Source organism: Streptomyces sp. NPDC001222 (assembly GCF_042896945.1).
In the GTDB taxonomy this organism is placed as follows: domain Bacteria; phylum Actinomycetota; class Actinomycetes; order Streptomycetales; family Streptomycetaceae; genus Streptomyces; species Streptomyces gibsoniae.
Map to the genome: position 1 here is coordinate 1 of NZ_JBIAXT010000049.1, position 24,102 is coordinate 24,102.

Here is a 24,102-nt window from a genome sequence, read left to right on the forward strand (position 1 = left end):
CGCTTACGGCCTTGGGCCACCGTCCGCACCTTGCGGATCTGGAACTCCATCGCACCCCTTGGGCTGGGGTGTTGCGACGACTCCTAGAACTCAAGCAACGAGCCGGGGCCTTCGGTGTGTCAGCCCTTCCAGCAGCGTCTGACCCGGCCGTCGGCGACCTCGAAGTTCAGCCGTCCCTCGACGTACTCCATGGTGATGATCGTGCCCGGCGCCAGCGAGCGGACCGTGCTCCAGCCGCGTTCGCGGGCCAGCCGCTCGGCGCGGTGCGCCTCCATGCCTACGTATGCCTCCGGGGAGTCCTCGCGTCGGGCGTCCGGAGTGGGAATGGGTGCCATGGCGCCACGTTAGGCCGCGGGCCCTCGCCGGGGAAGTGCGGACCGTTCACCCCACAGGTCACTCATCCCTCTCCGGTCACGCTTCTGTCACAGAATCACGACACCCGTTTCGCCCCGGAACCGTCACACGTACGAGGGGTTCCGCATGCGCCACGCACCACTTCGAACGCAATTCGGATCCGGTTCCCGCACGCTCGGAAGAAGTTCGTAATAACCCGGCGGAAAGCATGGTCCGCAGTTCACTCCCGGCTCTTTCCATTCGGATTCGGGAATCGCGCGCATCAGCTGACTCCGCATAAGAAGCACACGGCTTCGGCACAGAATCCCCGCACGCGCGCGGTCGCAGCGTGGGCGGGGACGCGCGCCATGGCGTGAGCCCGCGTGGGCGCCGGGCCGCGGGGCCCGGCGGGCCCGGTACGCGAGGAGCGAGGGGCAGCGATGGGGACGGACACCGCACAGTCGGCCGCCGGGGCCCTGCGGACGACGCCGCGGCAACGACGGGGGCGGCGGGTGGTCGACTGGCTGACCACCACCGACCACAAGAAGATCGGCCACCTCTATCTGGTCACATCCTTCGCGTTCTTCCTGGTCGGCGGGGTCATGGCGCTGCTGATGCGGGCCGAACTGGCCCGGCCCGGGCTCCAGATCATGAGCGCGACCCAGTACAACCAGCTGTTCACGATGCACGGCACGATCATGCTGCTGCTGTTCGCGACCCCGACCTTCGCGGGCTTCGCGAACGAGATCATGCCGCTGCAGATCGGCTCCCCCGATGTGGCGTTCCCACGGCTGAACATGCTCTCGTTCTGGCTGTTCCTGTTCGGCGGGCTGATCGTGCTGGGCTCGCTGCTGACCCCGGAGGGCGCCGCCGACTTCGGATGGTTCGCCTACGCGCCGCTCAACGACCTGAACCACACTCCGGGCGTCGGCGCCGACATGTGGATCATGGGCCTCGCGATGGCGGGGTTCGGGACGATCCTCGGCGCGGTGAACTTCCTGACGACGATCGTCGGGATGCGCGCGCCGGGCATGACGATGTTCCGGATGCCGATCTTCACCTGGAACACGTTGTTCACGTCCATCCTCGTCCTGATGGCGTTCCCCGTGCTGGCCGCGGCGCTGCTGGTCCTGGAGGCGGACCGGCGGTTCGGCGCCCAGGTGTTCGAGGCGGCGAACGGCGGGGCGCTGCTGTGGCAGCACCTGTTCTGGTTCTTCGGTCATCCCGAGGTGTACATCATCGCGCTGCCGTTCTTCGGGATCATCACGGAGATCCTCCCGGTGTTCAGCCGCAAGCCGCTCTTCGGCTATCTGACGCTGGTGGGCGCGACGATGGCCATCACGGGGTTGTCGGTGGTCGTCTGGGCGCACCACATGTTCGCGACGGGCGCGGTGCTGCTGCCGTACTTCTCCTTCATGTCGTTCATGATCGCGGTGCCGACGGGCGTGAAGTTCTTCAACTGGGGCGGCACGATGCTCCGGGGCTCCCTGTCCTTCGAGACACCGATGCTGTGGGCGACCGGCTTCCTGGTGTCGTTCCTGTTCGGCGGGCTGACGGGGGTGATCCTGGCGTCGCCGCCGCTGGACTTCCATGTCACCGACACCTACTTCGTGGTCGCCCACTTCCACTACGTCGTCTTCGGCACGGTCGTCTTCGCGACCTTCGGCGGCTTCTACTTCTGGTGGCCCAAGTTCACCGGGAAGATGCTGGACGAACGCCTCGGCAAGATCCACTTCTGGACGCTGTTCGTCGGCTTCCATGTCACGTTCCTGGTGCAGCACTGGCTGGGCGCCGAGGGCATGCCGCGCCGGTACGCGGACTATCTGGCCGCCGACGGCTTCACCCCGCTCAACACGGTCTCCACGATCGGCGCGTTCCTGCTCGGCATGTCGACGCTGCCGTTCCTCTACAACGTCTGGCGGACCGCGGCCCACGGCACCAAGGTCCAGGTCGACGACCCCTGGGGGTTCGGCCGGTCCCTGGAGTGGGCGACGTCCTGCCCGCCGCCGCGGCACAACTTCGTCACTCTGCCCCGGATCCGCTCCGAGTCCCCCGCGTTCGATCTGCACCATCCCCGGATCGCCCGCCAGGCCCCTCAGCCCGAGCCAAAGCGGCATCAAGCCGGTCACGAGCCGTCCTGAGGGCGTCGACGAGTTCGGCCGGCTCCAGCACCTCGAACGGCAGCCCGGTCATCAGGATGTGAACGACCATCACATCGAGGCTCGGGGCGCCCGTGCGCAGCAGACAGCTGCCGTCGGTCTCCGCCTGGAGCACGCCCGCCGACGGTGAGATCCGCTCGGCCGCCTCGGTCAGCGGCACCAGCAGCCGCACCACGGCATGGGTGGGGTACACGACCGTGGAGACGCCCTGCGAGACATACGCGGCGAGGTCGTCCGCCGGGGGTGTGCGCGGGGTGAAGCGGGGGCCGTGCGGCGGTTTGGGGGTCATGCGGTCGACGCGGAAGGTGCGCCAGTCCTCCCGGTCGAGGTCCCACGCGACCAGGTACCAGCGCCGCTCGGTGCACACGAGGCGGTGCGGTTCGACCGTACGGCGGGTCAGGGAGCCGGTGGCGCTCTTCCCGCCCGGGCCGGCGCGGTCGCCGTACTCGAAGCGCAGCCGCTCCGCGTCCCGGCACAGATGCGCGAGTTCCGTGAGGACGGCCGGGTCGACGGTGGCGGCCCGGGGGCCGCGCAGCATGGGCACGGTGAACGCGTTGAGGGCGGACACCCGGCGGCGCAGCCGGTCCGGCAGCACCTGTTCGAGTTTGGCGAGGGCGCGTACGGAGGACTCGCCGATGCCCTCGATCCCCTGCCCGGCGGCCGTGCGCAGCCCCACCGCCACGGCCACCGCCTCGTCGTCGTCCAGCAGCAGCGGGGGCAGTTCGGCGCCCGCGCCGAGCCGGTAGCCGCCGCCGGTGCCCGGACCCGCGTTGACCGGGTAGCCCAGCTCGCGCAGCCGGTCCACGTCCCGGCGCACGGTGCGGGCGCTGACGCCGAGGCGCCCGGCGAGCTCCGCCCCGGACCACTCGCGGTGGGTCTGGAGCAGGGACAGCAGGCGCAGCAGTCGGGCCGAGGTCTCCAGCATGGTCCAAGTCTGGCAGCCCTTGCGGACAACGACTGGCCGCAAGGAGGCTCAGCCCGTCGCGCTCACGGTCACCGACAGATCGTTGTCGACCGTGTAGTACGGCCAGGCCTCGACCGCGCCGTGCGCCGCCCGCACGGCAGCCCTCGGATAGCGGAAGACCGGCTTCTTGTCCGCCACGTCGTCGAGCAGCCGGGCGATCCGCACCTGTGGCCCCTCGGCGCCGGCCGGGCGCAGCCACAGATCCCAGATGCCGGGGCCGAGCGGTGCGTAGGGCACGGTGAAGCCGAACTCCGCCTCCCGCACGGTGACGTCGGCGCGCACCACGGACCGCGGGCCGCCCCGCTCGCGGACCTCGGCGTAGGCCTCCGCTGCCAGCCCGGTGCCGTACACCCGGCCGCTCACCCCCAGCTGGTCCTCGCCGATGCGGAGGTCGCCCGCCTCGGCGTGCGGGGCGCGCAGCCAGCTGCGCACGGCGAGGGTGCCGTCCTCGGCGGTGTACGGGATGCGGACGGCGATCCGGTCCGCCGTGTCGCCGGGCGCACGGTCCACCAGGGAGCGCAGATCGCTGACGCCGGGTGAGAGGCGGCACGGCTCGCCGTCGCCGAACCGCGCGTAGGCGTCCCAGCGGCCCTCGGGCAGGTCGACGCCGCTGGGCAGGGCGGCGCGCAGCCGGCCGCTCTCGGCGGGGGCCAGCGGCAGCGCGGTCTCCTCGCCGTCGCGGCGGCGCAGCACCAGATGGGCGGGGTCGGTCCCCCCGGTGCCGGCGATGTCGAAGGTCAGTCCGCCCGCGGTGTCCGCGACACAGTCGGCGCGCAGGGGCGTGGCGGGGTGTTCGTGCCGGGTGCCCGGCGTCTCGGTCATCATGCGGGGCGCCCCCTTCTCAGTGCCCCGCGCCCGGCGGTGCGGACGGCCTGGGCACCGCCGAGCAGTGCCGCCCGGGTGCGGTGCAGCGAGCCGCGCAGCCGGCTGCCGTGCCGGGCGGTACCGGTGAACAGGGACACAGAGCGTTCGGCGATACGGGCCGGGTCGAGGCGTGCGGAGGCGTGCAGGGCCGCCGCCGTCCGCTGCCGCAGCGCGTCGTCGTTGATCAGTTCCGGCAGCCCGGCGGCGACCGCGCTGCCGGACTCGACGAGGGGTCCGTCGACGCCGTCGTGGATGATCTCACGGGGCCCGTGCGGGCAGTCGGTGGAGACCACGGGCAGTCCGCAGCGCATGGCCTCCACGATCGTCATGCCGAAGGACTCCGTGCGGGAGGTGACGGCGGCGAGGGAGCCCTTGGCACATTCGGGCTCGATGGGGTGGGCGGGGCCCATGAGATAGACGTGGTTGTAGAGGCCGAGGCGGTCGACGAGGGCGCGCAGCTCCTCCTTCCGCGGGCCACTGCCGTAGATGCGCAGCCGCCGGTCGGGCCGCTCGGCGCGTACCCGGCCGAAGGCGGTGACGAGCAGGTCGTAGCGCTTGACGGGGTCGAGCCGGCCGGCCGCCACGACCCAGTTGGCGGTGCCGTCGGCGGGGGCGACGGGCGGTGCGGGCACGGGGTCGGGCAGGGCCTCGATCCGGACGCCGGGCAGCCGCATCCGGGCACGGTAGGCGCCCGCGTCGGCCTCGGTGGTCGTGGTGAGGGCGTGCAGGCTGGGGCAGGCGCCGCGCAGGACCACGCGCAGGGCCTTGGAGCGGCTGTCCAGGGTGAGATGCTCCTGGCCGGTGCGGAGCGGGCCGCGGCGGGTCTGGCGGGCGAGGCGCACATCGAGGCCGGGGCGGATGGCGACCACGACGTCGGCCTCGGTGGCCGCGAGGTGCTCACCGACACGGCGGTCGGTGAGGAGGCTGTACTGCCGGTAGCGGCCCTCCGGGCGGGGGAAGACCCGCGCGGGCCGCGCCAGCTCGGGGCGGCCGTGGTCGGGGCCGTCCGCGCGCAGGTCGACCAGGTGGCGCAGCCGGACGCGGGGGTCGGGCGCGAAGACGGGCTCCTCGCGGTGGCGGAAGACCGAGACGATCTCCACGTCGTGGTGCTCGGCCAGGGCGCTCGCGAGGTTGTACGTCGTGCGGTTCGTCCCTCCGATCCCGTAGGCGTGGTGCATCAGGAAGGAAATGTGCATGCGTCCCTGGATTCCTCGTGCGTTCCCTGCCGTTTCGATTAGACACCTGAGGCACGGGGGCCCGCTGGACAGCATGGCCATGTTGTGCCGCAACGGCTGTCCCGTCGGTAGCCGGTGCCGGGAACCTCGGGGCCGGGCATCGCATCAGGGTTCGTACGCCGGACGGGGCCGGAACGCCGCGGGGCCCCGACGTCGCCCTAGGGGACGTCGGGGCCCGGGAGCCGAGCCGGTCAGAGAGCGAGTCGCTGTCCGGGCACGATCAGGTCGGGGTCACCGCCGATGACCGCCTTGTTGCGCGCGTAGATCCGCTGCCAGGTGGTGCCGTGCCGCTCGGCGATGCCGCTGAGGGTGTCGCCGCTGCGGACGGTGTAGTCGCCGCGGGACGTCCCGCGACCGGTGTGTCCCGTCGAGCGCTCCGGCGCCTTCGACGACTGCTCCGACGGGGCGGACTCGGTGGTGGCGGACTCCGAGACCGAGCGCGAGGCGTGCGCGGTCCCCGAGGACGAGTGTGTGGTCGTGGCGCCCGAGGCGGCGGGTGCGCCTCCGCTCGCTCCGGCACGCCCGGAGCAGACGGGCCATGCGCCCCAGCCCTGCGCCTGCTGAACCTTGGTGGCGACGGCGATCTGGGCCTCCCTGGAGGCCTGGTCGGCGCTCTGGGCGTAGGCCGTGCCGCCATACGCGCGCCAGGTGCCGGCGGAGAACTGGAGTCCTCCGTAGTAGCCGTTGCCGGTGTTGATGTGCCAGTTCCCGCCGCTCTCGCACTGGGCGATACGGTCCCACACTCCGCCGTCGGCCGCGGCGGCGTTGCCGGTCGCGGCGAGCAGTCCGAGCGGGGCGAGCAGGGCCGCTCCGGCGAGGACCGCCGTCGTACGGGTCGTACGGGTCTTACGGGTGTTGTCGGCACATTCAGACATGTAATTCCCTCTCCACGTACCCGAGGTCCCCCAAGGCGGAGCACGTCGGCCGCGCGTGGAACGCGGTCGTCGCGCGCCGCCCCGTCCACCGGAAGTGGTGCTGCGCGCCGGCTGTGCGGCGCGACCGGTGGACGTTCCCGGGCGGTGCTAGTTGCACACGGCGGAGGAATGTAAGGAGGTTGGGCGCCTCGGATCAACCAACTCCCTGTCATTCCAGGCCAGTTAACTGTTACCGGGGGTATCGCAGATTTCCGGCCAACCCATTCATTCGCTGATTTCAGGATTTTTCGACCACCGCCCTCCGACTGCTGTGACTTACTTCACGCAACCAACTCCCTTGACCAACCGGGCAGTTAACGGTGAGTAACGCATTCCGGCCGCGCCCTCACCGTGTGCGTCGGATGGTTCGATTCCGTTCGCGCTCGGGCGTGACTCCGGCCACAGATCGTCCGTTGTCTTCTTCATGAGCCGGGAACCCCCGGGCTCATGGGCCGGGAGCCACCCGGCACTGTCACGCACCGCATCCCGAGGGAGCCACCCGTGCCGCGCATGCTCGACGTCAGCGACGCCGTACGCGCCGAGATCGGCGACGAAGAAGCCGACCGGCTGCTCGCCGGAGAGAACGCCCCGGGCAGTTACGACTGCACCTCCTGCCGCACCCCGGGCGACTCCGAGCAGGAGCGCACCAGCACCGTTCTGTTCATCGGCGAGGAGACCGCCGTCCTCGCCTTCGCCCATGCCACCTGCCTGCCCTCCCAGGTCGTCCAGGTCACGGAGGAGCAGTTGCAGGGCGCCGTCCGCTCCATCACCGCCGAGACGGGAGGCGTCCAGGGCGCCCCCGAGCAGGCGGTGCTGGGCGTCACCAGCGGACTCGTCCTGATCGCCGGGGAGTTGCACCCGGCGCTCGTCGTGGAGCCGACCGCGCCCATCGTGCGCCCCGGCGGCACCGGAATCGGCGACGACTTCCTGCCCCTGCTCATCGAGCAGGGCTTCATGCCCCTCACCCAGATCCTCTCGGTGCCGCCCGTGCTGCACGGCTGGTCGGTGCTGCTCGCCGTGGGCCAGCTGCACGCGGTGCTGCAGCCCGGCGGCAACGCCGGCCAGCCGATCGCCTGGTGGCAGGCGCACCAGCCGCTCCAGGTCACCGACGGCTGGCGGGCGGCCGCCAACAAGCACCAGCAGGTGCTGATGTTCGCGGCGCCGGTGGGCTCGATCGGCCGCCAGCCGCGGGAGGACCTGCTGAGGGACGCGCTGGACAAGGCGGCGGCCAACGGGAAGCTCGTCGCCGCCGCCCTGCCGCTCGCGGGCACCTGAGGCGCGGGCCCGTCCACCGGGCGCGGGGCCGCCGCGGCACTCGCGCGGCACCCCGCGCCCGGCCCCGTCCCGCGCCCGGAGCGGCGCGCCGCCCCTCGGGAGACAGACAGTGACGAACCGGACCAATCGACCGCATCCCTTGAGCGGCGGGGTCGTTGGCACCTACGTGCACGCATACGACGTCCCCCGCCGCCAGTCCTATCAGCCGATCTCCTCCGGGCGAGCGGCCCAGGACCCTTCGGTCGCCGCCTCGATCACGCCCATCTACGACGAGCTCTGCGCCGAGTACGTCCGGGCCTTCCGGGCCTGCCCGGGCGACCGCAGTGGCGAGGAGGACCTGGGCTTCGTGGCCTTCTCCAGTTCCCCGCACGACACGGGCGCGTACGGCATCGGGACATACGGCACGGGGTCCTACGGCACCCGCCACGGCACCCCCCAGCACACCACCGGTCAGCTGGCGGCCCAGCACGGCCACTCGGCCGCGGCGGAGACCGTCTGGCAGCAGGTGGCCCGGCAGGCCCGGGGCATGCACCCCATGCCGGCGCTGCCGCCTGCGCCCCGCAGAGGGCTCTGAGCGGCGTTCGGGCGCTGTGCGTGAGGGGCGGCCCGAAGAGGGCCGCCCCTCACGCACAGCGCCGTACCGGCGTCACATCACTTCTTCTTGGTGCCGCGCTTCTCCCGGACGCGCACGGAGATGTGGATCGGCGCCCCTTCGAAGCCGAACTCCTCGCGCAGCCGGCGCTCGATGAACCGGCGGTAGCCCGCCTCGATGAAGCCGGAGGCGAAGAGCACGAACCGCGGGGGCTTGGTGCCCGCCTGCGTGCCGAAGAGGATGCGCGGCTGCTTGCCGCCGCGGACCGGGTGCGGGTGTGCGGCGACCAGCTCGCCGAGGAAGGCGTTGAGCCGGCCTGTGGGGACACGGGTCTCCCAGCCCGCGAGCGCGGTCTCGATCGCCGGGACCAGCTTCTCCATGTGCCGTCCGGTGCGCGCCGAGACGTTCACCCGCGGCGCCCAGGCGACCTGGCCCAGCTCGGTCTCGATCTCCCGCTCCAGGTAGTAGCGGCGCTCCTCGTCGAGGGTGTCCCACTTGTTGTAGGCGAGGACGAGCGCACGGCCCGCCTCCACCGCCATGGTGACGATGCGCTGGTCCTGAACCGAGATGCTCTCGGAGCCGTCGATCAGTACGACGGCGACCTCGGCCTTCTCGACCGCGGCGGCGGTGCGCAGCGAGGCGTAGTAGTCCGCGCCCTGCTGGAGGTGGACCCGCTTGCGGATACCGGCCGTGTCGACGAACTTCCAGGTCTTGCCGCCGAGTTCGATCAGCTCGTCGACCGGGTCGCGGGTGGTGCCGGCCAGCTCGTTGACCACCACGCGCTCCTCGCCCGCGACCTTGTTCAGCAGCGAGGACTTGCCGACGTTCGGACGGCCGATCAGGGCGATACGGCGCGGGCCGCCGAGCCCGCCGTTGCCGAAGGTCTGGGCGGGCGCCTCGGGCAGGGCCTCCAGGACGGCGTCCAGCATGTCGCCGGTGCCGCGGCCGTGGAGCGCGGAGACGGGGTGGGGCTCGCCGAGGCCGAGGTTCCACAGATACGCCGCGTCGGCCTCGCCGCTCTGGCCGTCGACCTTGTTGGCGCACAGCACCACGGGCTTGCCGGCCTTGCGCAGCAGCCGTACGACCGCCTCGTCGGTGTCGGTGGCGCCGACCTTGGCGTCGACGACGAAGACGACCGCGTCGGCGGCCTCGATCGCGTACTCCGCCTGGGCGGCCACGGAGGCGTCGATACCGAGGACGTCCTGCTCCCAGCCGCCGGTGTCGACGACCTTGAAGCGGCGGCCCGCCCACTCGGCCTCGTAGGTGACGCGGTCGCGCGTGACGCCGGGCTTGTCCTCCACCACCGCCTCACGACGGCCGATGATGCGGTTGACCAAGGTCGACTTGCCGACATTGGGGCGGCCGACCACGGCGAGCACGGGCAGCGGGCCGTGTCCCGCCTCCTCGATGGCGCCCTCGACGTCCTCGACGTCGAAGCCCTCCTCCGCGGCGAGCTCCATGAACTCCGCGTACTCGGCGTCGCCGAGCGCCCCGTGGTCGTACTCGTGCTCCGCCGAGCCCTCGGGCTGGATGTCGTCGTTCATGAAGTCCGTACCTCGTTCATCGTGGTGATCGGTGGACACCGCGCCTACGGTGATCCACTACTCAAGTGTCGCCTAGCGCCCGGTGAGGCGCCTGGCGTTTTCCAGGTGCTCGGTGAGCCGCTGCTGGATGCGCACGGTCGCCTCGTCCAGCGCCTTGCGCGTGCGCCGCCCACTGCCGTCGCCCGCCTCGAACGGGTCGCCGAAGACGACGTCGATCCGGCTGCGCAGCGGGGGCAGTGCCTTTATCAACCGTCCGCTCCGTTCCGCGCTTCCCAGCACGGCGACCGGCACGATCGGCGCCCCGCTGCGGACCGCGAAGTAGGCGAGTCCGGCGCGCAGCGAGGCGAAGTCGCCGTCGCCACGGGTGCCCTCCGGGAAGATACCGAGGACACCCCCGTTCTCGAGCACGCCGAGCGCCTGGGTGACGGCCGTGCGGTCGGTGGTCGTGCGGTCCACCTTCAGCTGGCCGATCCCGGTCAGGAACGGGTTCAGCGGCCCGACGAACGCCTCCTTCTTGATCAGGAAGTGCGTCGGCCGGGGCGCCACGCCCATGACCATGGGACCGTCGACGTTGTGCGAGTGGTTGACCGCGAAGATCGCCGGGCCGGTCGCGGGGACCTTCCAGGCGCCGAGGACCCGCGGCCTGAACAGCCCGTGCATCAGGGGGACGCCGATGCGCCGCCCCACTTCGGCGCCCCGCTCGGAGGGAGCCTTGGTCACTTCGCCGCCCGCTTCTCCTCGACCAGGGTCACGACGCACTCGATGACCTGCTGGAGGGTGAGCTCGGTGGTGTCCACCTCGACGGCGTCGTCCGCCTTGGCCAGCGGGGAGGTCTTGCGGCTGGAGTCGGCGGCGTCCCGCTTGATCAGCGCCTCACGGGTGGCGTGCAGGTCCGCGCCCTTCAGCTCGCCGCTGCGGCGGGCGGCACGCGCCTCCGGGGAGGCGGTGAGGAAGATCTTCAGGTCGGCGTCCGGCAGCACGGTGGTGCCGATGTCACGGCCCTCGACGACGATGCCGGCCGGCGCGGCCGCGGCGAGCGAGCGCTGCAGTTCGGTGATCCGGGAGCGCACCTCCGGCACCGCGCTGACCGCGCTGACCTTGGAGGTGACCTCCTGGGTGCGGATCGGGCCGGAGACGTCCGTGCCGTCCACGGTGATGCCGGGCGCCGAGGGGTCGGTGCCGGAGACGATCTCCGGCTTGCCCGCCACGGCCGCGACGGCGGTCGGGTCCGTTATGTCGATGCCGTTGTTGACCATCCACCACGTGATCGCCCGGTACTGGGCGCCGGTGTCCAGGTAGCTCAGCCCGAGCTGCGCGGCCACGGCCTTCGAGGTGCTGGACTTGCCCGTGCCGGAGGGGCCGTCGATGGCGACAATCACTGCCGGGGCGGTCCGGGCGGCGCCGTTTTCCACGGTGGGGACACCTTCCTGGTGCGGGGTGGTGGTGTGGGCGGGGCGCGAGGGCGCCCCGCACAAGGTTACTGGCTCGCCGGACCCGGTATGACTGACGGACGTCGGGGACCGCCCGTCCCCCTACTGGCGGATCGTCCAGCCCCGCTCCCGCAGCGCCGCGCTCAGCGCCGGGGCCGCCTTCTGCTCGACCATCAGCTGGACCAGGCCCGCCTGCTGCCCCGTCGCGTGCTCGATACGGACGTCCTCGATGTTGATGCCCGCCATGCCCGCGTCCGCGAAGATCCGGGCCAGCTGGCCGGGCTGGTCGGAGATGAGGACGGCGACGGTCTCGTACGCCCGCGGGGCGCTGCCGTGCTTGCCGGGCACCCGGGCCTGGCCCGCGTTGCCGCGGCGCAGCACGTCCTCGACGCCCTGGGCGCCCTCGCGCCGCTTCGCCGCGTCGGCGGCCTGCAGGGAGCGCAGCGCCCGTACGGTCTCGTCGAGGTCCGCGGCGACCTCCGAGAGCAGATCGGCCACCGGGCCCGGGTTCGCGGACAGGATGTCGATCCACATCCTCGGGTCGGAGGCCGCGATCCGGGTCACGTCCCGGATGCCCTGCCCGCACAGCCGTACGGCGGCCTCCTCCGCGTGCTCCAGGCGCGCGGCCACCATGCTGGAGACCAGGTGCGGCATGTGCGAGACCAGCGCGACGGCCCGGTCATGGGCGTCGGCGTCCATGACGACCGGCACGGCACGGCAGTGCGAGACCAGCTCCAGGGCGAGGTTCAGCACCTCGGTGTCGGTGTCGCGGGTCGGTGTGAGGACCCAGGGCCGGCCCTCGAAGAGGTCGCCGCTGGCCGCCAGCGGGCCGGACTTCTCCCGGCCGGACATGGGGTGGGTGCCGATGTAGCGCGCGAGGGCGGCCGGGCCGACGCCCAGGGCCTCCAGTTCGCGGCGCGGACCGCCCTTGACGCTGGCCACGTCGATGTAGCCGCGCCCCAGGCCGCGCCGCATGGCGTCGGCGAGCGCGGCGGCCACGTGCGCGGGCGGAGCCGCCACGATCACCAGGTCGACGGGGCCGTCGGGCGTCTCGTCGGTGCCGGCGCCGAGTGCGGCGGCCGTACGGGCCTGCTCGGGGTCGTGGTCGGCGAGGTGCACGGTGACCCCGCGCGCGACGAGCGCGAGCGCCGCCGAGGTGCCGATCAGGCCCGTACCGATGACGAGTGCGGTTCTCACTGGGCGATGTCCTTGCGGAGGGCGGCCGCGGCACCGAGGTAGACATGGGCGATGTCGGCGCGCGGGCGGTCGGACTCGATATGGGCGAGGATGCGGACTACCCGGGGCATCGCGCCCTCGATGTCCAGCTCCTGGGCGCAGATCAGCGGTACGTCGACGATGCCGAGCTTGCGGGCGGCGGCCGCCGGGAAGTCGCTGTGCAGATCGGGCGTCGCGGTGAACCAGATGCTGATCAGGTCGTCCGCGGTGAGGCCGTTGCGCTCCAGGACGGCGGTGAGCAGGGCCCCGACCCGCTCGTCCATGTGCCCGGCCTCGTCCCGTTCGAGTTGGACGGCGCCCCGGACCGCTCGTACCGGCACGGTGATGCTCCTTGCTGATGGTCGGCAACGTCTGGTCACCAGCGTAGTCAGCCCGTGACGCGGGGATGCGCGCCGCCCGCCCGGCGAGACGCCGCCGCGGGCCGCTCACAGGTCCCAGAGCGCCCCGAGCGTCCGGAGCTCGCCCCCGTACTCGACACGGTCCGCCCACGGTCGCGGCCACGCCTCGGCGCCCAGGTGGGCGCCGGCGAAGGCGCCCGTGAGGCAGGCGATCGAGTCGGAGTCCCCGGAGGTGCAGGCGGCCCGGCGCAGGGCGGTGACGGGCTCCTCGGGGAAGAGCAGGAAGCACAGCAGTCCGGTGGCCAGGGCCTCCTCCGCGATCCATCCCGCGCCGGTCGCGAGGCACGGGTCGTCCTCGGGCGACACGGTCCCTACGGCGGCCTGGAGGCGTTCGAGGATCTCCAGGCACTCGTCCCAGCCGCGCGCGATGAAGTGCTCCGGGGTGGGGTCCTGGGCGCGGGTCCACAGATCGCCGAGCCATGCCGCGTGGTAGCGGCCGCGGTTCTCCCGCGCGTACGCCCGCAGCAGTGCCACCAGCTCTCCCGGCCCGGTGCCCTGCACCAGCAGGCGGACCGCGTGGGCGGTCAGGTCCGAGGCGGCCAGCGCCGTGGGGTGGCCGTGGGTGAGCGCGGCCTGCAACTGGGCGGCGCCGGCGCGCTGTTCCTCGCTCAGCCCCGGTATGAGCCCGACGGGCGCCACCCGCATATTGGCCCCGCAGCCCTTGGAGTCGATCTGACTCGCCTGCTGCCAGGGCCGGTTCTCGTCGTCCAGGAGCCGGCAGGCGACCAGACAGGTCCGGCCGGGTGCCCGGTTGTTCTCCGGGGAGTGGTACCAGTCGACGAACTCCTCGCGCACCGGCCGTTCCATCCGCTTCGGCGCCAGGACCCCGCGGTCCATGGCCGTGCGCAGCCCGCGCCCGAGCGCCAGGGTCATCTGGGTGTCGTCGGTGACGATCGCCGGCCTCGGCAGCTCCATCTCCCGCCACGGCCCGCACTTGGCGAGGATCGACGGCACATCGCTGAACTCGGTCGGGAAGCCGAGCGCGTCGCCGAGGGCGAGTCCGAGCAGGGACCCGGTGGCGGCAGTCCTGACGGGGGTTGTGGTGGTCATGCGGGCCGTCCTTCCGTGGCGGGGCGGAGCAGGGGCGGGTGCAGGGCGGTGGCGCCGCCCGCGCGGTAGAGCGCCGCGGGCTTGCCACGGCCGCCGGTCAGCCGGGCCGCGCCCGGGACCGGTTCGACGAAACCGGGCGTGGCGAGGACCTTGCGGCGGAAGTTGGGCCGGTCCAGGGCGGTGCCCCAGACGGTCTCGTAGACCTGCTGCAGCTCGCCGAGGGTGAACTCGGGCGGACAGAAGGCGGTGGCGAGACAGGTGTACTCCAGCTTGGCGCCGACGCGGTCGTGGGCGTCGGCGAGGATCCGGTCGTGGTCGAAGGCGAGCGGTCCGACGCCGGGGTACGGCAGCCAGCGCGCCTGTGCCGCGTCGCCGCCGCCGTGCGGCTCGGGAGGGTCGGGCAGCAGGGCGGCGAAGGCCACGGAGACGACCCGCATCCGGGGGTCGCGGCCGGGGTCGCTGTAGGTGCGCAGCTGCTCCAGGTGGAGCCCCGTGACGTCCGCCAGGCCGGTCTCCTCGGCGAGTTCCCGCCGGGCCGCGTCCTCCGCGGACTCCTCGGGCCGTACGAAACCGCCGGGAAGCGCCCAGCGGCCCGCGTAGGGCTCCTGTCCGCGCTCGACGAGAAGGGCGTGCAGCGCGCCCGCGCGCAGGGTGAGGACGGCGAGGTCGACGGTGACGGCGAAGGGCTCGTGGGCGTACTTGTCGTAGCCCTGCACGGCCCCCCCTTTAATAGTCGTCATGACTATAAACAGGGGAGGCGGCGGGGCACAAGGAAGCGGCCGGTTCCCGCACAACGGGAACCGGCCGCTCCGGTGTTCTTCGCGCTCAAGGCGCTCCGGGCGTCACGAGCGCCTAGAGGTCGACTTCCTGCATCAGCATGCCGACCTCGGTGTTCGACAGGCGGCGCAGCCAGCCCGACTTCTGGTCGCCGAGGGTGATCGGCCCGAAGGCGGTGCGCACCAGCTTGTCGACGGGGAAGCCGGCCTCGGCGAGCATCCGGCGCACGATGTGCTTGCGGCCCTCGTGCAGGGTCACCTCGACCAGGTAGTTCTTGCCGGTCTGCTCGACCACCCGGAAGTGGTCCGCGCGCGCGTACCCGTCCTCCAGCTGGATGCCGTCCTTGAGCTTCTTGCCCAGGTCGCGCGGGATCGGGCCCACGATGTGCGCGAGGTAGGTCTTCTTGACGCCGTACTTGGGGTGGGTCAGCCGGTGCGCCAGCTCGCCGTGGTTGGTGAGCAGGATGACACCCTCGGTCTCGGTGTCGAGCCGGCCGACGTGGAAGAGCCGGGTCTCGCGGTTGGTGACGTAGTCCCCGAGGCACTGGCGCCCCTCCGGGTCCTCCATGGTGGAGACGACACCCGCCGGCTTGTTCAGCGAGAAGAACTGGTACGACTGCGTGGCCACGGTCAGCCCGTCGACCCTGATCTCGTCCTTCTCGGGGTCGACCCGCAGACCCTGCTCGGTGACGATCTCGCCGTTGACCTCGACCCTGGCCTGCTCGATCAGCTCCTCGCAGGCCCGGCGGGAGCCGTAGCCGGCGCGCGCGAGGACCTTCTGCAGCCGCTCGCCCTCCTGCTCGGCGCCGGGGAAGGTCTTGGGCGGCTTGATGTCCTTCTTGCCCGCGTACCGCTCGCGGTTGCGCTCCTCGGCCCGCACGTCGTACTCACGGGAGCGCCCGGGAGCCGTACGGCCGCCGTGCTGCTGGGACTGCTTGGGGCCGCCCTTGGCACCGCCGCGCGCCGCGCCGCCGCGCCCGGACTTGGGGCCGTCCTGGGTCGCGCCGGGGCCCACGTCGTAGCGGCGCTCCTCCGGGCGGGGCTTGCGAGGACGGCCCTGACCCTGCCTGTCGTCCCTGTCGTTGCCGGCACCGCGGTAGTTGCCGCGCCCGCCGTTCCTGCCGCTGCCGCTGCTTCGCATCAAAGTTCCGTCGTCGTGTTCGTCGTGTGATCGTCGTCCGCGTCCGGAGCGTCCGGGTCGAACGACGGAACGCCCTCCTGGGTCTCGGCCTCGATCGCCTCCGCCTCCGGGAGGAAGGGCGCGAGCTCCGGAAGCTCGTCCAGGCCGCGCAGGCCCATCCGCTCCAGGAAGTAGTTCGTCGTCCTGTACAGGATCGCACCTGTTTCGGGTTCCGTGCCCCCCTCCTCGACCAGACCGCGTTGGAGCAGGGTCCGCATGACCCCGTCACAGTTCACTCCGCGGACCGCGGAGACCCTGCTGCGGCTGACCGGCTGGCGGTACGCGACCACCGCCAGGGTCTCCAGGGCGGCCTGGGTGAGCCGGGCCTGCTGGCCGTCGAGCACGAAGCGCTCCACGGCGGGGGCGAAGCCGGCCCGGGTGTAGAAGCGCCAGCCCCCCGCCACGAACCGCAGCTCGAACCCGCGCCCCTGCACGGTGTACTCGTCGGCGAGCTCCCGCAGCGCGTCGGCGATCTGCCGCCGGGGCCGCTCCAGGATCTTCGCCAGGTGCTCCTCGGTGGCGGGCTCGTCCACGACCATGAGCACGGCCTCCAGGGCGGGCTTGAGGTCGAGCTCCGCCACCGCGCTCAGGCCGGCGGGAGCCTCCGCGATGTCCTCGCTCACGCCTTCCTCTCCTCCTCGGGCACCTCGGGCGCCCGGTCGAACTCGTCCGTGACCACCGGTGTCTCGTCCCCTTCCCCGCCGGTCCAGCGCACCACCAGATCACCGAGGGCGGTCTCCTGGTCCAGCGCCACGGCCTTCTCCCGGTACAGCTCCAGCAGCGCGAGGAAGCGGGCGACGACCGTGAGGGTGTCGTCGGTGTCCTCGACGAGCACACGGAAGCTGGCCTCCCCCAGTTCCCGCAGGCGCGCCACGACGATCCCGGCCTGCTCCTGCACGCTGACGAGCGGGGCGTGGATGTGGTCGACGTACACCTGGGGCTTGGGCTTGGGCTGCATCGCCTTGACCGCGAGCCTGGCGAACCCCTCGGCTCCGATGCTGATGACCACCTCGGGCAGCAGCTCGGCATGGTGGGGTTCGAGGCCGACGGTGCGGGGATAGCGCCGGGCCTCCTCCTCGGTGCGGCCGTGGAAGATCTCGGCGATCTGTTTGTAGGCGCGGTACTGCAGGAGCCGCGCGAACAGCAGGTCCCGGGCTTCGAGCAGCGCGAGGTCCGCCTCGTCCTCGACCTCGGCGGCGGGCAGCAGACGTGCCGCCTTGAGATCGAGCAGGGTCGCGGCGACGACGAGGAACTCGGTCGTCTGGTCGAGGTCCCAGTCCGGCCCCATGGCCCGGATGTGCGCCATGAACTCGTCGGTCACCTTCGACAGCGCGACCTCGGTGACGTCGAGCTTGTGCCTGGAGATCAGCTGGAGGAGAAGGTCGAAGGGCCCTTCGAAGTTGACCAGCCGCACCTTGAAGACGCCGTCGGCGGCCTCCGGGGGCGTGTCACTCCCGGACGGCGATGTGGCCACCGCCGCCACCACGGGGACCAGGGAGGTCTCCGCCCCGGCGAGGGCCGCCTCGGGCTCTTCGACTTCTTCTTCGGGTTCTCCGGCCGGGCGCGACGGCTCTCCAGCGGGCTCCGGGGCCCGCTCGGGCTCATCCGCGCCCACGACGGTCTCTTGTCCCCCCACCCCGTCGAGCGCGTCCTCCTGGCCGGTCTCGGGCACGCTCTCGGGCTCGGTGGCGACCGCGGGCGGTATCGTCCCGGCCTGCTGGACCGGTGCGGACCATTCGCTCTCGTCGTGCGCGGGCCGTTCCGTCCGCGCGGTGCCCGGTCCGCGCCCCAGTGCACGCCGACGGCCACCGGAGCCGGAGGAGCCGGAAGCGGGAGCGGAGCCGTCGTACGAGGTCATAGCCGTCGCAGGCTACCTGCTCAGCGCCCCCGGAGCCGACGTACGAGGATGCTCGCGTCTCCGCGGGACTCCAGATCGGCCAGCACCACGGCGACCGCCTCGCGCACGATCCGCCCGCGGTCGACCGCGAGTCCGTGCTCGCCCCGGAGCACGAGACGGGCGTGCTCGAGGTCCATCAGCTCCTCGGCGGACACATACACGGTGATCTTCTCGTCGTGCCGTTCCCGGCCGCTGGGCCGCCGCCCGCTCGCACGCCCCCGCTTGCGCGGCTGGGCCGCGGCGGCACCGGCAGAACCTTCCTGCGCGGGCTGCCGCCGTACGGGCCGCTCCGAGGTCGCCGAGCGGGTACGCGACTCCCCGGCCTCCGCCTCCGTGACATCCGCCGCGACGTGCTCGTCGCCCTCCCCGTCGCCGCCCTGCACGGGCACCGCCGACGGTGCGTCCTCCGCCGCGGCCGTCGCGTCGCTCTCGCCCGCGGGAGCCGGCACCCGGGCCTCGCCGTTGGCCTGGCGCCTGGGGGTGGACGCCTGGAGCGCCATTCCCCCGGTGGTACGGAACAGTTCGTCGGCCCCCGGCAGACTCACTCGGCGTGACACCGGGCGAGCACCTCCCTGGCGAGCTGGCGATAGGCGGCGGCGCCGACGGAGTTGGAGGCGTACGTGGTGATCGGCTCACCGGCGACCGTGGTCTCCGGGAAGCGCACGGTCCGGCCGATCACCGTGTGGTACACGTGGTCGTCGAACGCCTCGACGACCCGGGCCAGGACCTCACGGCTGTGCACGGTCCGGGAGTCGTACATCGTGGCGAGGATGCCGTCGAGCTCCAGCTCGGGGTTGAGCCGCTCCTGGACCTTCTCGATGGTCTCGGTGAGCAGCGCGACACCGCGCAGCGCGAAGAACTCGCACTCGAGCGGCACGATCACCTTGTGCGCGGCGGTGAGCGCGTTGACGGTGAGCAGGCCGAGCGAGGGCTGACAGTCGATCACGATGTAGTCATAGTCGGCCATCAGGGGCTTCAGGGCCCGCTGGAGCGTCGACTCGCGCGCGACCTCGGACACGAGCTGGACCTCGGCCGCCGACAGGTCGATGTTGCTCGGCAGCAGGTCCATGTTGGGGACGGCGGTCTTCAGCAGGACCTCGTCCGCGGACATGCCCCGCTCCATGAGCAGGTTGTAGACCGTGAGGTCGAGCTCCATGGGGTTGACGCCGAGACCCACGGACAGCGCGCCCTGCGGGTCGAAGTCGACGAGGAGCACCCGGCGCCCGTACTCCGCGAGCGCGGCACCCAGGTTGATGGTCGACGTCGTCTTGCCGACGCCGCCCTTCTGGTTGCACATCGCGATGATCTTCGCGGGACCGTGGTCGGTCAGCGGGCCCGGGATCGGGAAGTACGGCAGCGGGCGGCCGGTCGGGCCGATGCGCTCGCGGCGCTGGCGGGCCGCGTCGGGCGCGAGCGTGGCCGCGTACTCGGGGTCGGGCTCGTACTCGGCGTCGGGGTCGTAGAAGTGCCCTTCGGGCAGTTCGTCGTAGTCGGCGAAGTGGTTGTGGACCTCGCCGCGAGGGCCGCCGGCCATGGCGTTCACGTGTGGGCCATCCATGCTCTGGTGTGCTGTCGGAGCCAAGTGGGGGTTCTGGCTCTGGTGGGCTGCGAAGGTACGGACAGCGACGGAGCCGACAGCCTCGAGCCCCGTGGGGACCGTACCCCGCGCAGGCATTCCTGGTTGACCACCCCCGGGAGTAAATGTCGACTCATTCACAAGTCGTCTTACCTCCTTGGTGACCAGGAAACTTCTAGATAGGTCAGCGTGGCACCATGCCGACGGTTGGCGACTCTATGGCGTGTCGGCGGTCCGCAGCAACACAATCCGCCGGACCCGGCCCGATGTGTCGGCAATGAAACATCCCGCTGTCAAGGGTGTCCGGGCACCGTTCGCCAGGTTTCACCGGTGTGCGAAACGGTCGAAGAGTTGCGTTCGAGGCGAGTTGAACGAGTGTCGCAAAGTGACCATACACACATCCGGCCGGACCTTGTCGGGCAAGGTCCGGCCGGATGCGCGGTGTTGACGAGGTGAGTTGACCGATCGCCTTGGGGCGCGGGGAAATCGAACCCGCGCCGCGGTCCGACCTCAGTCGAGCAGGGAGGACAGCTCCACGTGCTCGAGGCCGTGCGCCTCGGCGACCTCCTTGTAAATCACCTTGCCGTCATGCGTGTTGAGGCCCTTGGCCAGCGCGGCGTCACGGCGCAGCGCCTCGACCCAGCCGCGGTTGGCCAGCTCCACGATGTACGGCAGCGTGGCGTTGGTCAGCGCGTAGGTGGAGGTGTTGGGGACCGCGCCGGGCATGTTGGCGACGCAGTAGAAGACCGACTCGTGGACCCGGAAGGTCGGCTCGGCGTGCGTGGTCGGACGGGAGTCCTCGAAGCAGCCGCCCTGGTCGATCGCAATGTCGACAAGGACACTTCCGGCCTTCATCCGGGACACCAGCTCGTTGGTGACCAGCTTCGGGGCCTTGGCGCCCGGGATGAGGACGGCGCCGATGACGAGGTCGGCGTCGACGCAGGCCTTCTCCAGCTCGAAGGCGTTGGAGACGACGGTCTGGATCTTCGTACCGAAGATCTTGTCGGCCTCCTTGAGCTTGTTGATGTCCTTGTCGAGCAGGGTCACATGGAAGCCCAGACCGATGGCGATCTGCGCGGCGTTCCAGCCGGAGACACCGCCGCCGATGATGACGGCCTTGCCCGCGGGCACACCGGGGACACCGCCGGGCAGCACACCGCGACCGCCGTTCGCGGCCATCAGGTGGTAGGCACCGACCTGCGGGGCCAGCCGACCCGCGACCTCGGACATGGGGGCGAGCAGCGGCAGGGCGCGGTTCGGCAGCTCGACCGTCTCATAGGCGATGGCCGTGGTGCCGGACTCCAGGAGGGCGTCCGTGCACTCCTTGGAGGCCGCCAGGTGCAGATAGGTGAAGAGGATCTGGTCCTTGCGGAGGCGGTGGTACTCCTCGGCGACGGGCTCCTTGACCTTCAGCAGCAGGTCGGCGGTGGCCCAGACCTCGTCGGCGGTCTCCAGGATCTGCGCGCCTGCGGCGATGTACTCGTCGTCCGGGATCGAGGAGCCGACACCGGCGTTGCGCTCGACGACGACCTGGTGGCCGTGGCGCACCAGCTCGTGCACGCCGGCGGGGGTGATGGCCACCCGGAACTCGTTGTTCTTGACCTCGCGGGGGATGCCGACCTTCACGTCGATCACGGTCCTTGGCTCAGGGAATGTGGGGCATTGCAAGACATACCCGGACGCACAGGGGCACACCGGGGGACACCGCAGGAGAACGTGCGGTAGAGCCAGTTTAATGAAGGTGTTCCCGCTGTCTAGCCTTTCATTGCATCAATCTTCACCAGATGTACTACGGATTTCGCAGGCGTTGGCATCGTGTATCGGCGCCGAGGGGTCCTCCCGGTGCTCCTCACCCAGCATGCGCTCCGCGGCACCGCGGTGCAGACGCGCCGCCGCCGGGTCGCCGAGCCGCTCCAGGGTGTCGGCCAGCCTGAGCCGAAGCGCCGCCAGCAGTCGCGCGTCCTCGGCGCGCCGCGCCCACTCGACCGCCTCGTGGCAGGTGCGCAGCGACTCCTCGGGCCGTCCCGCGTACTCCTGGACGCGGGCCAGCTCGCTCAACGCCCGTGCGTGGGCGGCCACATCGCCGCTCCTTCGGTGCGCCGCGATCGCCGCCCGCCAGTTGCGCTGCGCCTCGCCGTAGCGGCCCGCGTAGGTGTGGACGGTGGCGATGCGGCCGTAGAGCCGGGCGGCGTCCGTGCGCTCGTCGCGGGCGAGCCGCTGGGCGAGCGCCCGGCCGTACCAGTCGGCGGCCCGGGCGTGGTCCCCGAGCTCCTGGTGGGCGCCGCCTACGGATTCCATCGCGCGGCCCGTCGCATACGGGTCGTTCGCGGCCCGCCCGGCGTCCAGCGCGGCCCGGTAGCGGGTCAGCGCTTTGTCCGTACGGCCCGTCCGGGCGTCCAGGTCGGCGAGGTTCAGCAGGGCCGCGGCCTGCTCCCGGGGTAGCGCGCGGCGCTCGGCGACATCGAGGACGAGCTGGTGGATGCCGTACAGCTCGGGCGCGGCGGCCTCGGTGCCGACATGCGCGACCAGGGCCCTGACCAGCGCGGCCATCAGCCGGCGGGCCAGCGTGTCCAGCTCGCCGTCGGCGACCGCGAGCCGGGCGGCGGCCAGCAGCGAGGGCTCCCTGACCCGCAGCCACTCCTCGGCGGCCCCGGGCGTCGGGAAGCGCAGCACCCGCGGCAGCGCGGCGTGCTTCTCCCGGGCCTGCGGACTGTCGGTCTCGGTGATCAGCCGGCACGACTGCAGCAGCCGTACGGTCCGCTCCAGCATCCGGGCGCGGGCCAGCTGCAGTTCGGCCGGGCGGTCCTGGGTCTCCGTGAGCGCGCGGAGCAGCGGCTGCAGACAGCCGGGGACGTCGTACTGCGGCACGGGCGAGCGCACGGCGTGCAGAAAGCCGAGAGCGGTGACGTCGTCGAGGGCGGTGCGGGCGGTCTCCACCGCGCAGCCGGCCAGCGCGGAGGCGGTGTGCGCGTCGACACGGCCGCCGGGCGCGAGGGAGAGCAGCCGCAGCATCCGCTGGGCGGCGGCGGGCAGTGCCGCGTAGGACAGCCGGAAGACACGGGCCAGGGGTGATCCGTCCTCCCCCGCCGTGTGCAACTGCTTGGCGAGGTCGGCGACGGCGGCCTTGGGGTGGGCGGCGAGCCAGCCGCCGGCCAGGACGAGCGCGGCGGGATGGCCCGCGCACTCCTCGACGAGCCGCTCGGCGGCGCTCGGGTCGACGGTGATCCGGACGGAGCCGGCGTACCGGGTGAGCAGTTCCAGGGCCGACTTGGTGTCCAGTCCGCCGAGGGTGCACGGACGTACATCGGCGATGCCGGTCAGCGGGCCCGCGGAGACGGCCACGACCAGACACTCGGGAGAGTCGGGCAGGAGCGGGTCGACCTGCTGGGCGGCGACCGCGTCGTCCAGCAGGAGCAGGACCCGGCGGTCGGCGAGGGCGTCGCGCACCGCCTGGCCCAGCTCGTCCTCGTCGCCGCCGGCCGGGGTCGGCAGACCGAGGCCGGTGAGCAGTTCGCGGGCCGTGCGCTCGGTCGGTACGGGGGTGCCGTCGGGTTCGCTGAGGCGGGCGCGCAGCACGCCGTCGCGGTAACGGTGCGCGACCTGGCGGACCAGTTCCTCGGCGAGTGCGGTACGCCCGTAGCCGGGTCGCCCGGCGATGAGCAGCACCCGGGCCCGGGGGGCCTTGCGGCCGGAGATCGTGTCGAGTCCGGTGCGCTCGATGTCGAGGTGGAGTTCCTTCAACTCCCGTGCGCGACCGAGGAACTGACCTTCCGTGGCGGCGGGACGCCGAGCGTCCTCGGACAGCTCGCCGCCGTCGGCCGCCACCGCCTGATCCGTCACGGGCCACGCTCCCGTCCCACTGCGCACACGGGCCCGCCGGATCCTGGGGCGGGTCGTCCCTCAGAGCCTAGTTCACGCTCTGCGACGATCCATGCGGAGCAGGGCTGACTCATCCCCCGATCGGATCAGGCGATGGTACGACCGGCGTCAGGCCTCGAACGGGCGGGCCGGCCAGGGCGCCTCGGCCGGCCGCAGGGCGTCCAGGCCCTCGCCGCCGCGCGCCGCGACCAGGGAGAGCACACCGACGACGAGGCAGTTGTTGTGGAGGTCACCGGCCAGCACACCGCGGACGAGGTCGTCCACCGGGATGCGGGCCAGCTCCATGTCGGCCTCCTCGTCCTCGACCTCGAAGCGCTGCCCGTCGGCCTCGGACAGATCGCGGGCCAGGAAGATCCGCACGGCCTCGTCGCAGCCGCCCGGCGTGGTGTAGACGTCGGTCAGCACCCGCCAGTCCTCGGCCTTGACGTGCGCCTCCTCGTACAGCTCACGCTGGGCGGCGTGCAGCGGGTTCTCCCCCGGAATGTCCAGCAGGCCGGCCGGGATCTCCCACAGCTTGTGGCGCACGGGGTGGCGGTACTGCCGGATCACCAGCACACGGTCCTGGTCGTCGACGGCGAGGACGGCCACCGATCCCGGGTGGACCTGGTAGTCGCGGCGGACTACCGCCCCGCTCGGCATGACCACGTCGTCGGCGCGGACGGAGGTCTTCTTTCCGACGAACGGGGTCTCACTCGCCCGGATCTCCCACTCCTCGGGGGTGTCCTTGATCGTCATGTCGCCCTGTTCCTCCCACGCCTTGCACGAAACCGGGGTACGCCTCCCGTGGGACGCGCACCCCG

General features: G+C 72.0%; 23 protein-coding genes. 3 read left to right on the plus strand and 20 right to left on the minus strand.

From position 1 onward, the window contains the following. Positions 1-119 precede the first annotated feature (119 nt). Positions 120-335: an I78 family peptidase inhibitor gene (locus ACFY2Z_RS38035; protein ID WP_390748568.1), complete on the minus strand. Its 216-nt coding sequence runs from the start codon at positions 333-335 to the stop codon at positions 120-122. A gap of 438 nt (positions 336-773) precedes the next feature. Between ACFY2Z_RS38035 and ctaD the strand changes: the two genes are divergently transcribed. Next, positions 774-2,474: a cytochrome c oxidase subunit I gene (ctaD, locus tag ACFY2Z_RS38040; RefSeq protein ID WP_390748569.1), complete on the plus strand. Its 1,701-nt coding sequence runs from the start codon at positions 774-776 to the stop codon at positions 2,472-2,474. On the opposite strand, the gene ACFY2Z_RS38045 is transcribed toward ctaD, so the two are convergent. The 4 genes from ACFY2Z_RS38045 to ACFY2Z_RS38060 form a co-directional block, all read right to left on the minus strand. Then, positions 2,356-3,417, minus strand: coding sequence for a helix-turn-helix transcriptional regulator (locus ACFY2Z_RS38045; protein WP_390748570.1), 1,062 nt, complete (start codon positions 3,415-3,417; stop codon positions 2,356-2,358). The two genes, ctaD and ACFY2Z_RS38045, sit on opposite strands and share 119 nt — an antisense overlap. Positions 3,418-3,465: 48 nt before the next feature. Beyond that, on the minus strand, positions 3,466-4,281 hold the full coding sequence (locus tag ACFY2Z_RS38050) for a hypothetical protein (RefSeq protein ID WP_390748571.1): 816 nt from the start codon (positions 4,279-4,281) through the stop codon (positions 3,466-3,468). Beyond that, entirely contained in the window at positions 4,278-5,516 is a 1,239-nt protein-coding gene (locus tag ACFY2Z_RS38055) for a glycosyltransferase (protein ID WP_390748572.1), read from the minus strand. The genes ACFY2Z_RS38050 and ACFY2Z_RS38055 overlap by 4 nt, the downstream gene beginning before the upstream one ends. A gap of 230 nt (positions 5,517-5,746) precedes the next feature. Continuing rightward, on the minus strand, positions 5,747-6,430 hold the full coding sequence (locus tag ACFY2Z_RS38060) for a transglycosylase family protein (protein WP_390748573.1): 684 nt from the start codon (positions 6,428-6,430) through the stop codon (positions 5,747-5,749). A gap of 540 nt (positions 6,431-6,970) precedes the next feature. Here ACFY2Z_RS38060 and ACFY2Z_RS38065 point away from each other — a divergent pair. Together ACFY2Z_RS38065 and ACFY2Z_RS38070 are read left to right on the plus strand one after the other, a co-directional pair. After that, on the plus strand, positions 6,971-7,744 hold the full coding sequence (locus ACFY2Z_RS38065; protein ID WP_390748574.1) for a hypothetical protein: 774 nt from the start codon (positions 6,971-6,973) through the stop codon (positions 7,742-7,744). Positions 7,745-7,883: 139 nt separating this feature from the next. Beyond that, positions 7,884-8,318 (plus strand): hypothetical protein, encoded by a 435-nt coding sequence (locus tag ACFY2Z_RS38070; protein ID WP_390748575.1) that lies wholly within the window; start codon positions 7,884-7,886, stop codon positions 8,316-8,318. Positions 8,319-8,395: 77 nt separating this feature from the next. On the opposite strand, the gene der is transcribed toward ACFY2Z_RS38070, so the two are convergent. The 15 genes from der to ACFY2Z_RS38145 all read right to left on the minus strand — a co-directional run bounded on the left by der (position 8,396) and on the right by ACFY2Z_RS38145 (position 24,037). Further along, the gene (gene der, locus ACFY2Z_RS38075; protein WP_390748576.1) at positions 8,396-9,880 is read right to left on the minus strand and encodes a ribosome biogenesis GTPase Der; all 1,485 of its coding nucleotides are present in this window, start codon (positions 9,878-9,880) and stop codon (positions 8,396-8,398) included. A 72-nt stretch (positions 9,881-9,952) separates the two neighbouring features. Next, positions 9,953-10,600 carry a lysophospholipid acyltransferase family protein gene (locus ACFY2Z_RS38080; RefSeq protein ID WP_390748577.1) on the minus strand — a complete coding sequence of 216 codons (648 nt, stop codon included), beginning with the start codon at positions 10,598-10,600 and terminating at the stop codon, positions 9,953-9,955. After that, the gene (gene cmk, locus ACFY2Z_RS38085) at positions 10,597-11,292 is read right to left on the minus strand and encodes a (d)CMP kinase (protein WP_390748578.1); all 696 of its coding nucleotides are present in this window, start codon (positions 11,290-11,292) and stop codon (positions 10,597-10,599) included. The genes ACFY2Z_RS38080 and cmk overlap by 4 nt, the downstream gene beginning before the upstream one ends. Positions 11,293-11,412: 120 nt before the next feature. Further along, positions 11,413-12,507, minus strand: coding sequence for a prephenate dehydrogenase (locus tag ACFY2Z_RS38090; protein WP_390748579.1), 1,095 nt, complete (start codon positions 12,505-12,507; stop codon positions 11,413-11,415). Next, complete coding sequence (aroH, locus tag ACFY2Z_RS38095) at positions 12,504-12,866, minus strand: chorismate mutase (RefSeq protein ID WP_390748580.1); 363 nt, start codon at positions 12,864-12,866, stop codon at positions 12,504-12,506. Before aroH ends, ACFY2Z_RS38090 begins: the two co-directional genes overlap by 4 nt. 105 nt (positions 12,867-12,971) lie before the next feature. Further along, a complete protein-coding gene (locus ACFY2Z_RS38100; protein ID WP_390748581.1) occupies positions 12,972-13,994 on the minus strand; it encodes an ADP-ribosylglycohydrolase family protein in 1,023 nt (340 codons plus the stop codon). After that, positions 13,991-14,734 (minus strand): NUDIX domain-containing protein, encoded by a 744-nt coding sequence (locus ACFY2Z_RS38105; protein ID WP_390748582.1) that lies wholly within the window; start codon positions 14,732-14,734, stop codon positions 13,991-13,993. The genes ACFY2Z_RS38100 and ACFY2Z_RS38105 overlap by 4 nt, the downstream gene beginning before the upstream one ends. Positions 14,735-14,846: 112 nt before the next feature. Continuing rightward, entirely contained in the window at positions 14,847-15,911 is a 1,065-nt protein-coding gene (locus tag ACFY2Z_RS38110) for a pseudouridine synthase (protein WP_390748583.1), read from the minus strand. Next, the gene (scpB, locus tag ACFY2Z_RS38115; RefSeq protein ID WP_390748584.1) at positions 15,911-16,573 is read right to left on the minus strand and encodes an SMC-Scp complex subunit ScpB; all 663 of its coding nucleotides are present in this window, start codon (positions 16,571-16,573) and stop codon (positions 15,911-15,913) included. Before scpB ends, ACFY2Z_RS38110 begins: the two co-directional genes overlap by 1 nt. Continuing rightward, a complete protein-coding gene (locus ACFY2Z_RS38120; protein WP_390748585.1) occupies positions 16,570-17,808 on the minus strand; it encodes a segregation and condensation protein A in 1,239 nt (412 codons plus the stop codon). Before ACFY2Z_RS38120 ends, scpB begins: the two co-directional genes overlap by 4 nt. 20 nt (positions 17,809-17,828) lie before the next feature. Continuing rightward, positions 17,829-18,404 (minus strand): hypothetical protein, encoded by a 576-nt coding sequence (locus ACFY2Z_RS38125; RefSeq protein WP_390748586.1) that lies wholly within the window; start codon positions 18,402-18,404, stop codon positions 17,829-17,831. Next, a complete protein-coding gene (locus ACFY2Z_RS38130; protein ID WP_311696682.1) occupies positions 18,389-19,522 on the minus strand; it encodes a ParA family protein in 1,134 nt (377 codons plus the stop codon). The genes ACFY2Z_RS38125 and ACFY2Z_RS38130 overlap by 16 nt, the downstream gene beginning before the upstream one ends. 411 nt (positions 19,523-19,933) lie before the next feature. Next, a complete protein-coding gene (ald, locus tag ACFY2Z_RS38135) occupies positions 19,934-21,058 on the minus strand; it encodes an alanine dehydrogenase (RefSeq protein WP_390748587.1) in 1,125 nt (374 codons plus the stop codon). 135 nt (positions 21,059-21,193) lie between these two features. Further along, a complete protein-coding gene (locus ACFY2Z_RS38140; protein ID WP_390748588.1) occupies positions 21,194-23,263 on the minus strand; it encodes a tetratricopeptide repeat protein in 2,070 nt (689 codons plus the stop codon). 147 nt (positions 23,264-23,410) lie between these two features. Then, entirely contained in the window at positions 23,411-24,037 is a 627-nt protein-coding gene (locus tag ACFY2Z_RS38145) for an NUDIX domain-containing protein (protein ID WP_390748589.1), read from the minus strand. Positions 24,038-24,102: the final 65 nt, after the last annotated feature.

Excerpts from the sequence above, each read along its gene's own strand:
- ACFY2Z_RS38130 (WP_311696682.1), bottom strand. The coding sequence starts at position 19,522 with ATGCCTGCGCGGGGTACGGTCCCCACGGGGCTCGAGGCTGTCGGCTCC.
- der (WP_390748576.1), bottom strand. The coding sequence starts at position 9,880 with ATGAACGACGACATCCAGCCCGAGGGCTCGGCGGAGCACGAGTACGAC.
- ACFY2Z_RS38100 (WP_390748581.1), bottom strand. The coding sequence starts at position 13,994 with ATGACCACCACAACCCCCGTCAGGACTGCCGCCACCGGGTCCCTGCTC.
- ctaD (WP_390748569.1), top strand. The coding sequence starts at position 774 with ATGGGGACGGACACCGCACAGTCGGCCGCCGGGGCCCTGCGGACGACG.
- ACFY2Z_RS38110 (WP_390748583.1), bottom strand. The coding sequence starts at position 15,911 with ATGCGAAGCAGCGGCAGCGGCAGGAACGGCGGGCGCGGCAACTACCGC.
- ACFY2Z_RS38055 (WP_390748572.1), bottom strand. The coding sequence starts at position 5,516 with ATGCACATTTCCTTCCTGATGCACCACGCCTACGGGATCGGAGGGACG.
- ACFY2Z_RS38145 (WP_390748589.1), bottom strand. The coding sequence starts at position 24,037 with ATGACGATCAAGGACACCCCCGAGGAGTGGGAGATCCGGGCGAGTGAG.
- ACFY2Z_RS38060 (WP_390748573.1), bottom strand. The coding sequence starts at position 6,430 with ATGTCTGAATGTGCCGACAACACCCGTAAGACCCGTACGACCCGTACG.
- ACFY2Z_RS38120 (WP_390748585.1), bottom strand. The coding sequence starts at position 17,808 with ATGACCTCGTACGACGGCTCCGCTCCCGCTTCCGGCTCCTCCGGCTCC.
- ACFY2Z_RS38050 (WP_390748571.1), bottom strand. The coding sequence starts at position 4,281 with ATGATGACCGAGACGCCGGGCACCCGGCACGAACACCCCGCCACGCCC.
- ACFY2Z_RS38105 (WP_390748582.1), bottom strand. The coding sequence starts at position 14,734 with ATGACGACTATTAAAGGGGGGGCCGTGCAGGGCTACGACAAGTACGCC.
- ACFY2Z_RS38045 (WP_390748570.1), bottom strand. The coding sequence starts at position 3,417 with ATGCTGGAGACCTCGGCCCGACTGCTGCGCCTGCTGTCCCTGCTCCAG.
- ACFY2Z_RS38035 (WP_390748568.1), bottom strand. The coding sequence starts at position 335 with ATGGCACCCATTCCCACTCCGGACGCCCGACGCGAGGACTCCCCGGAG.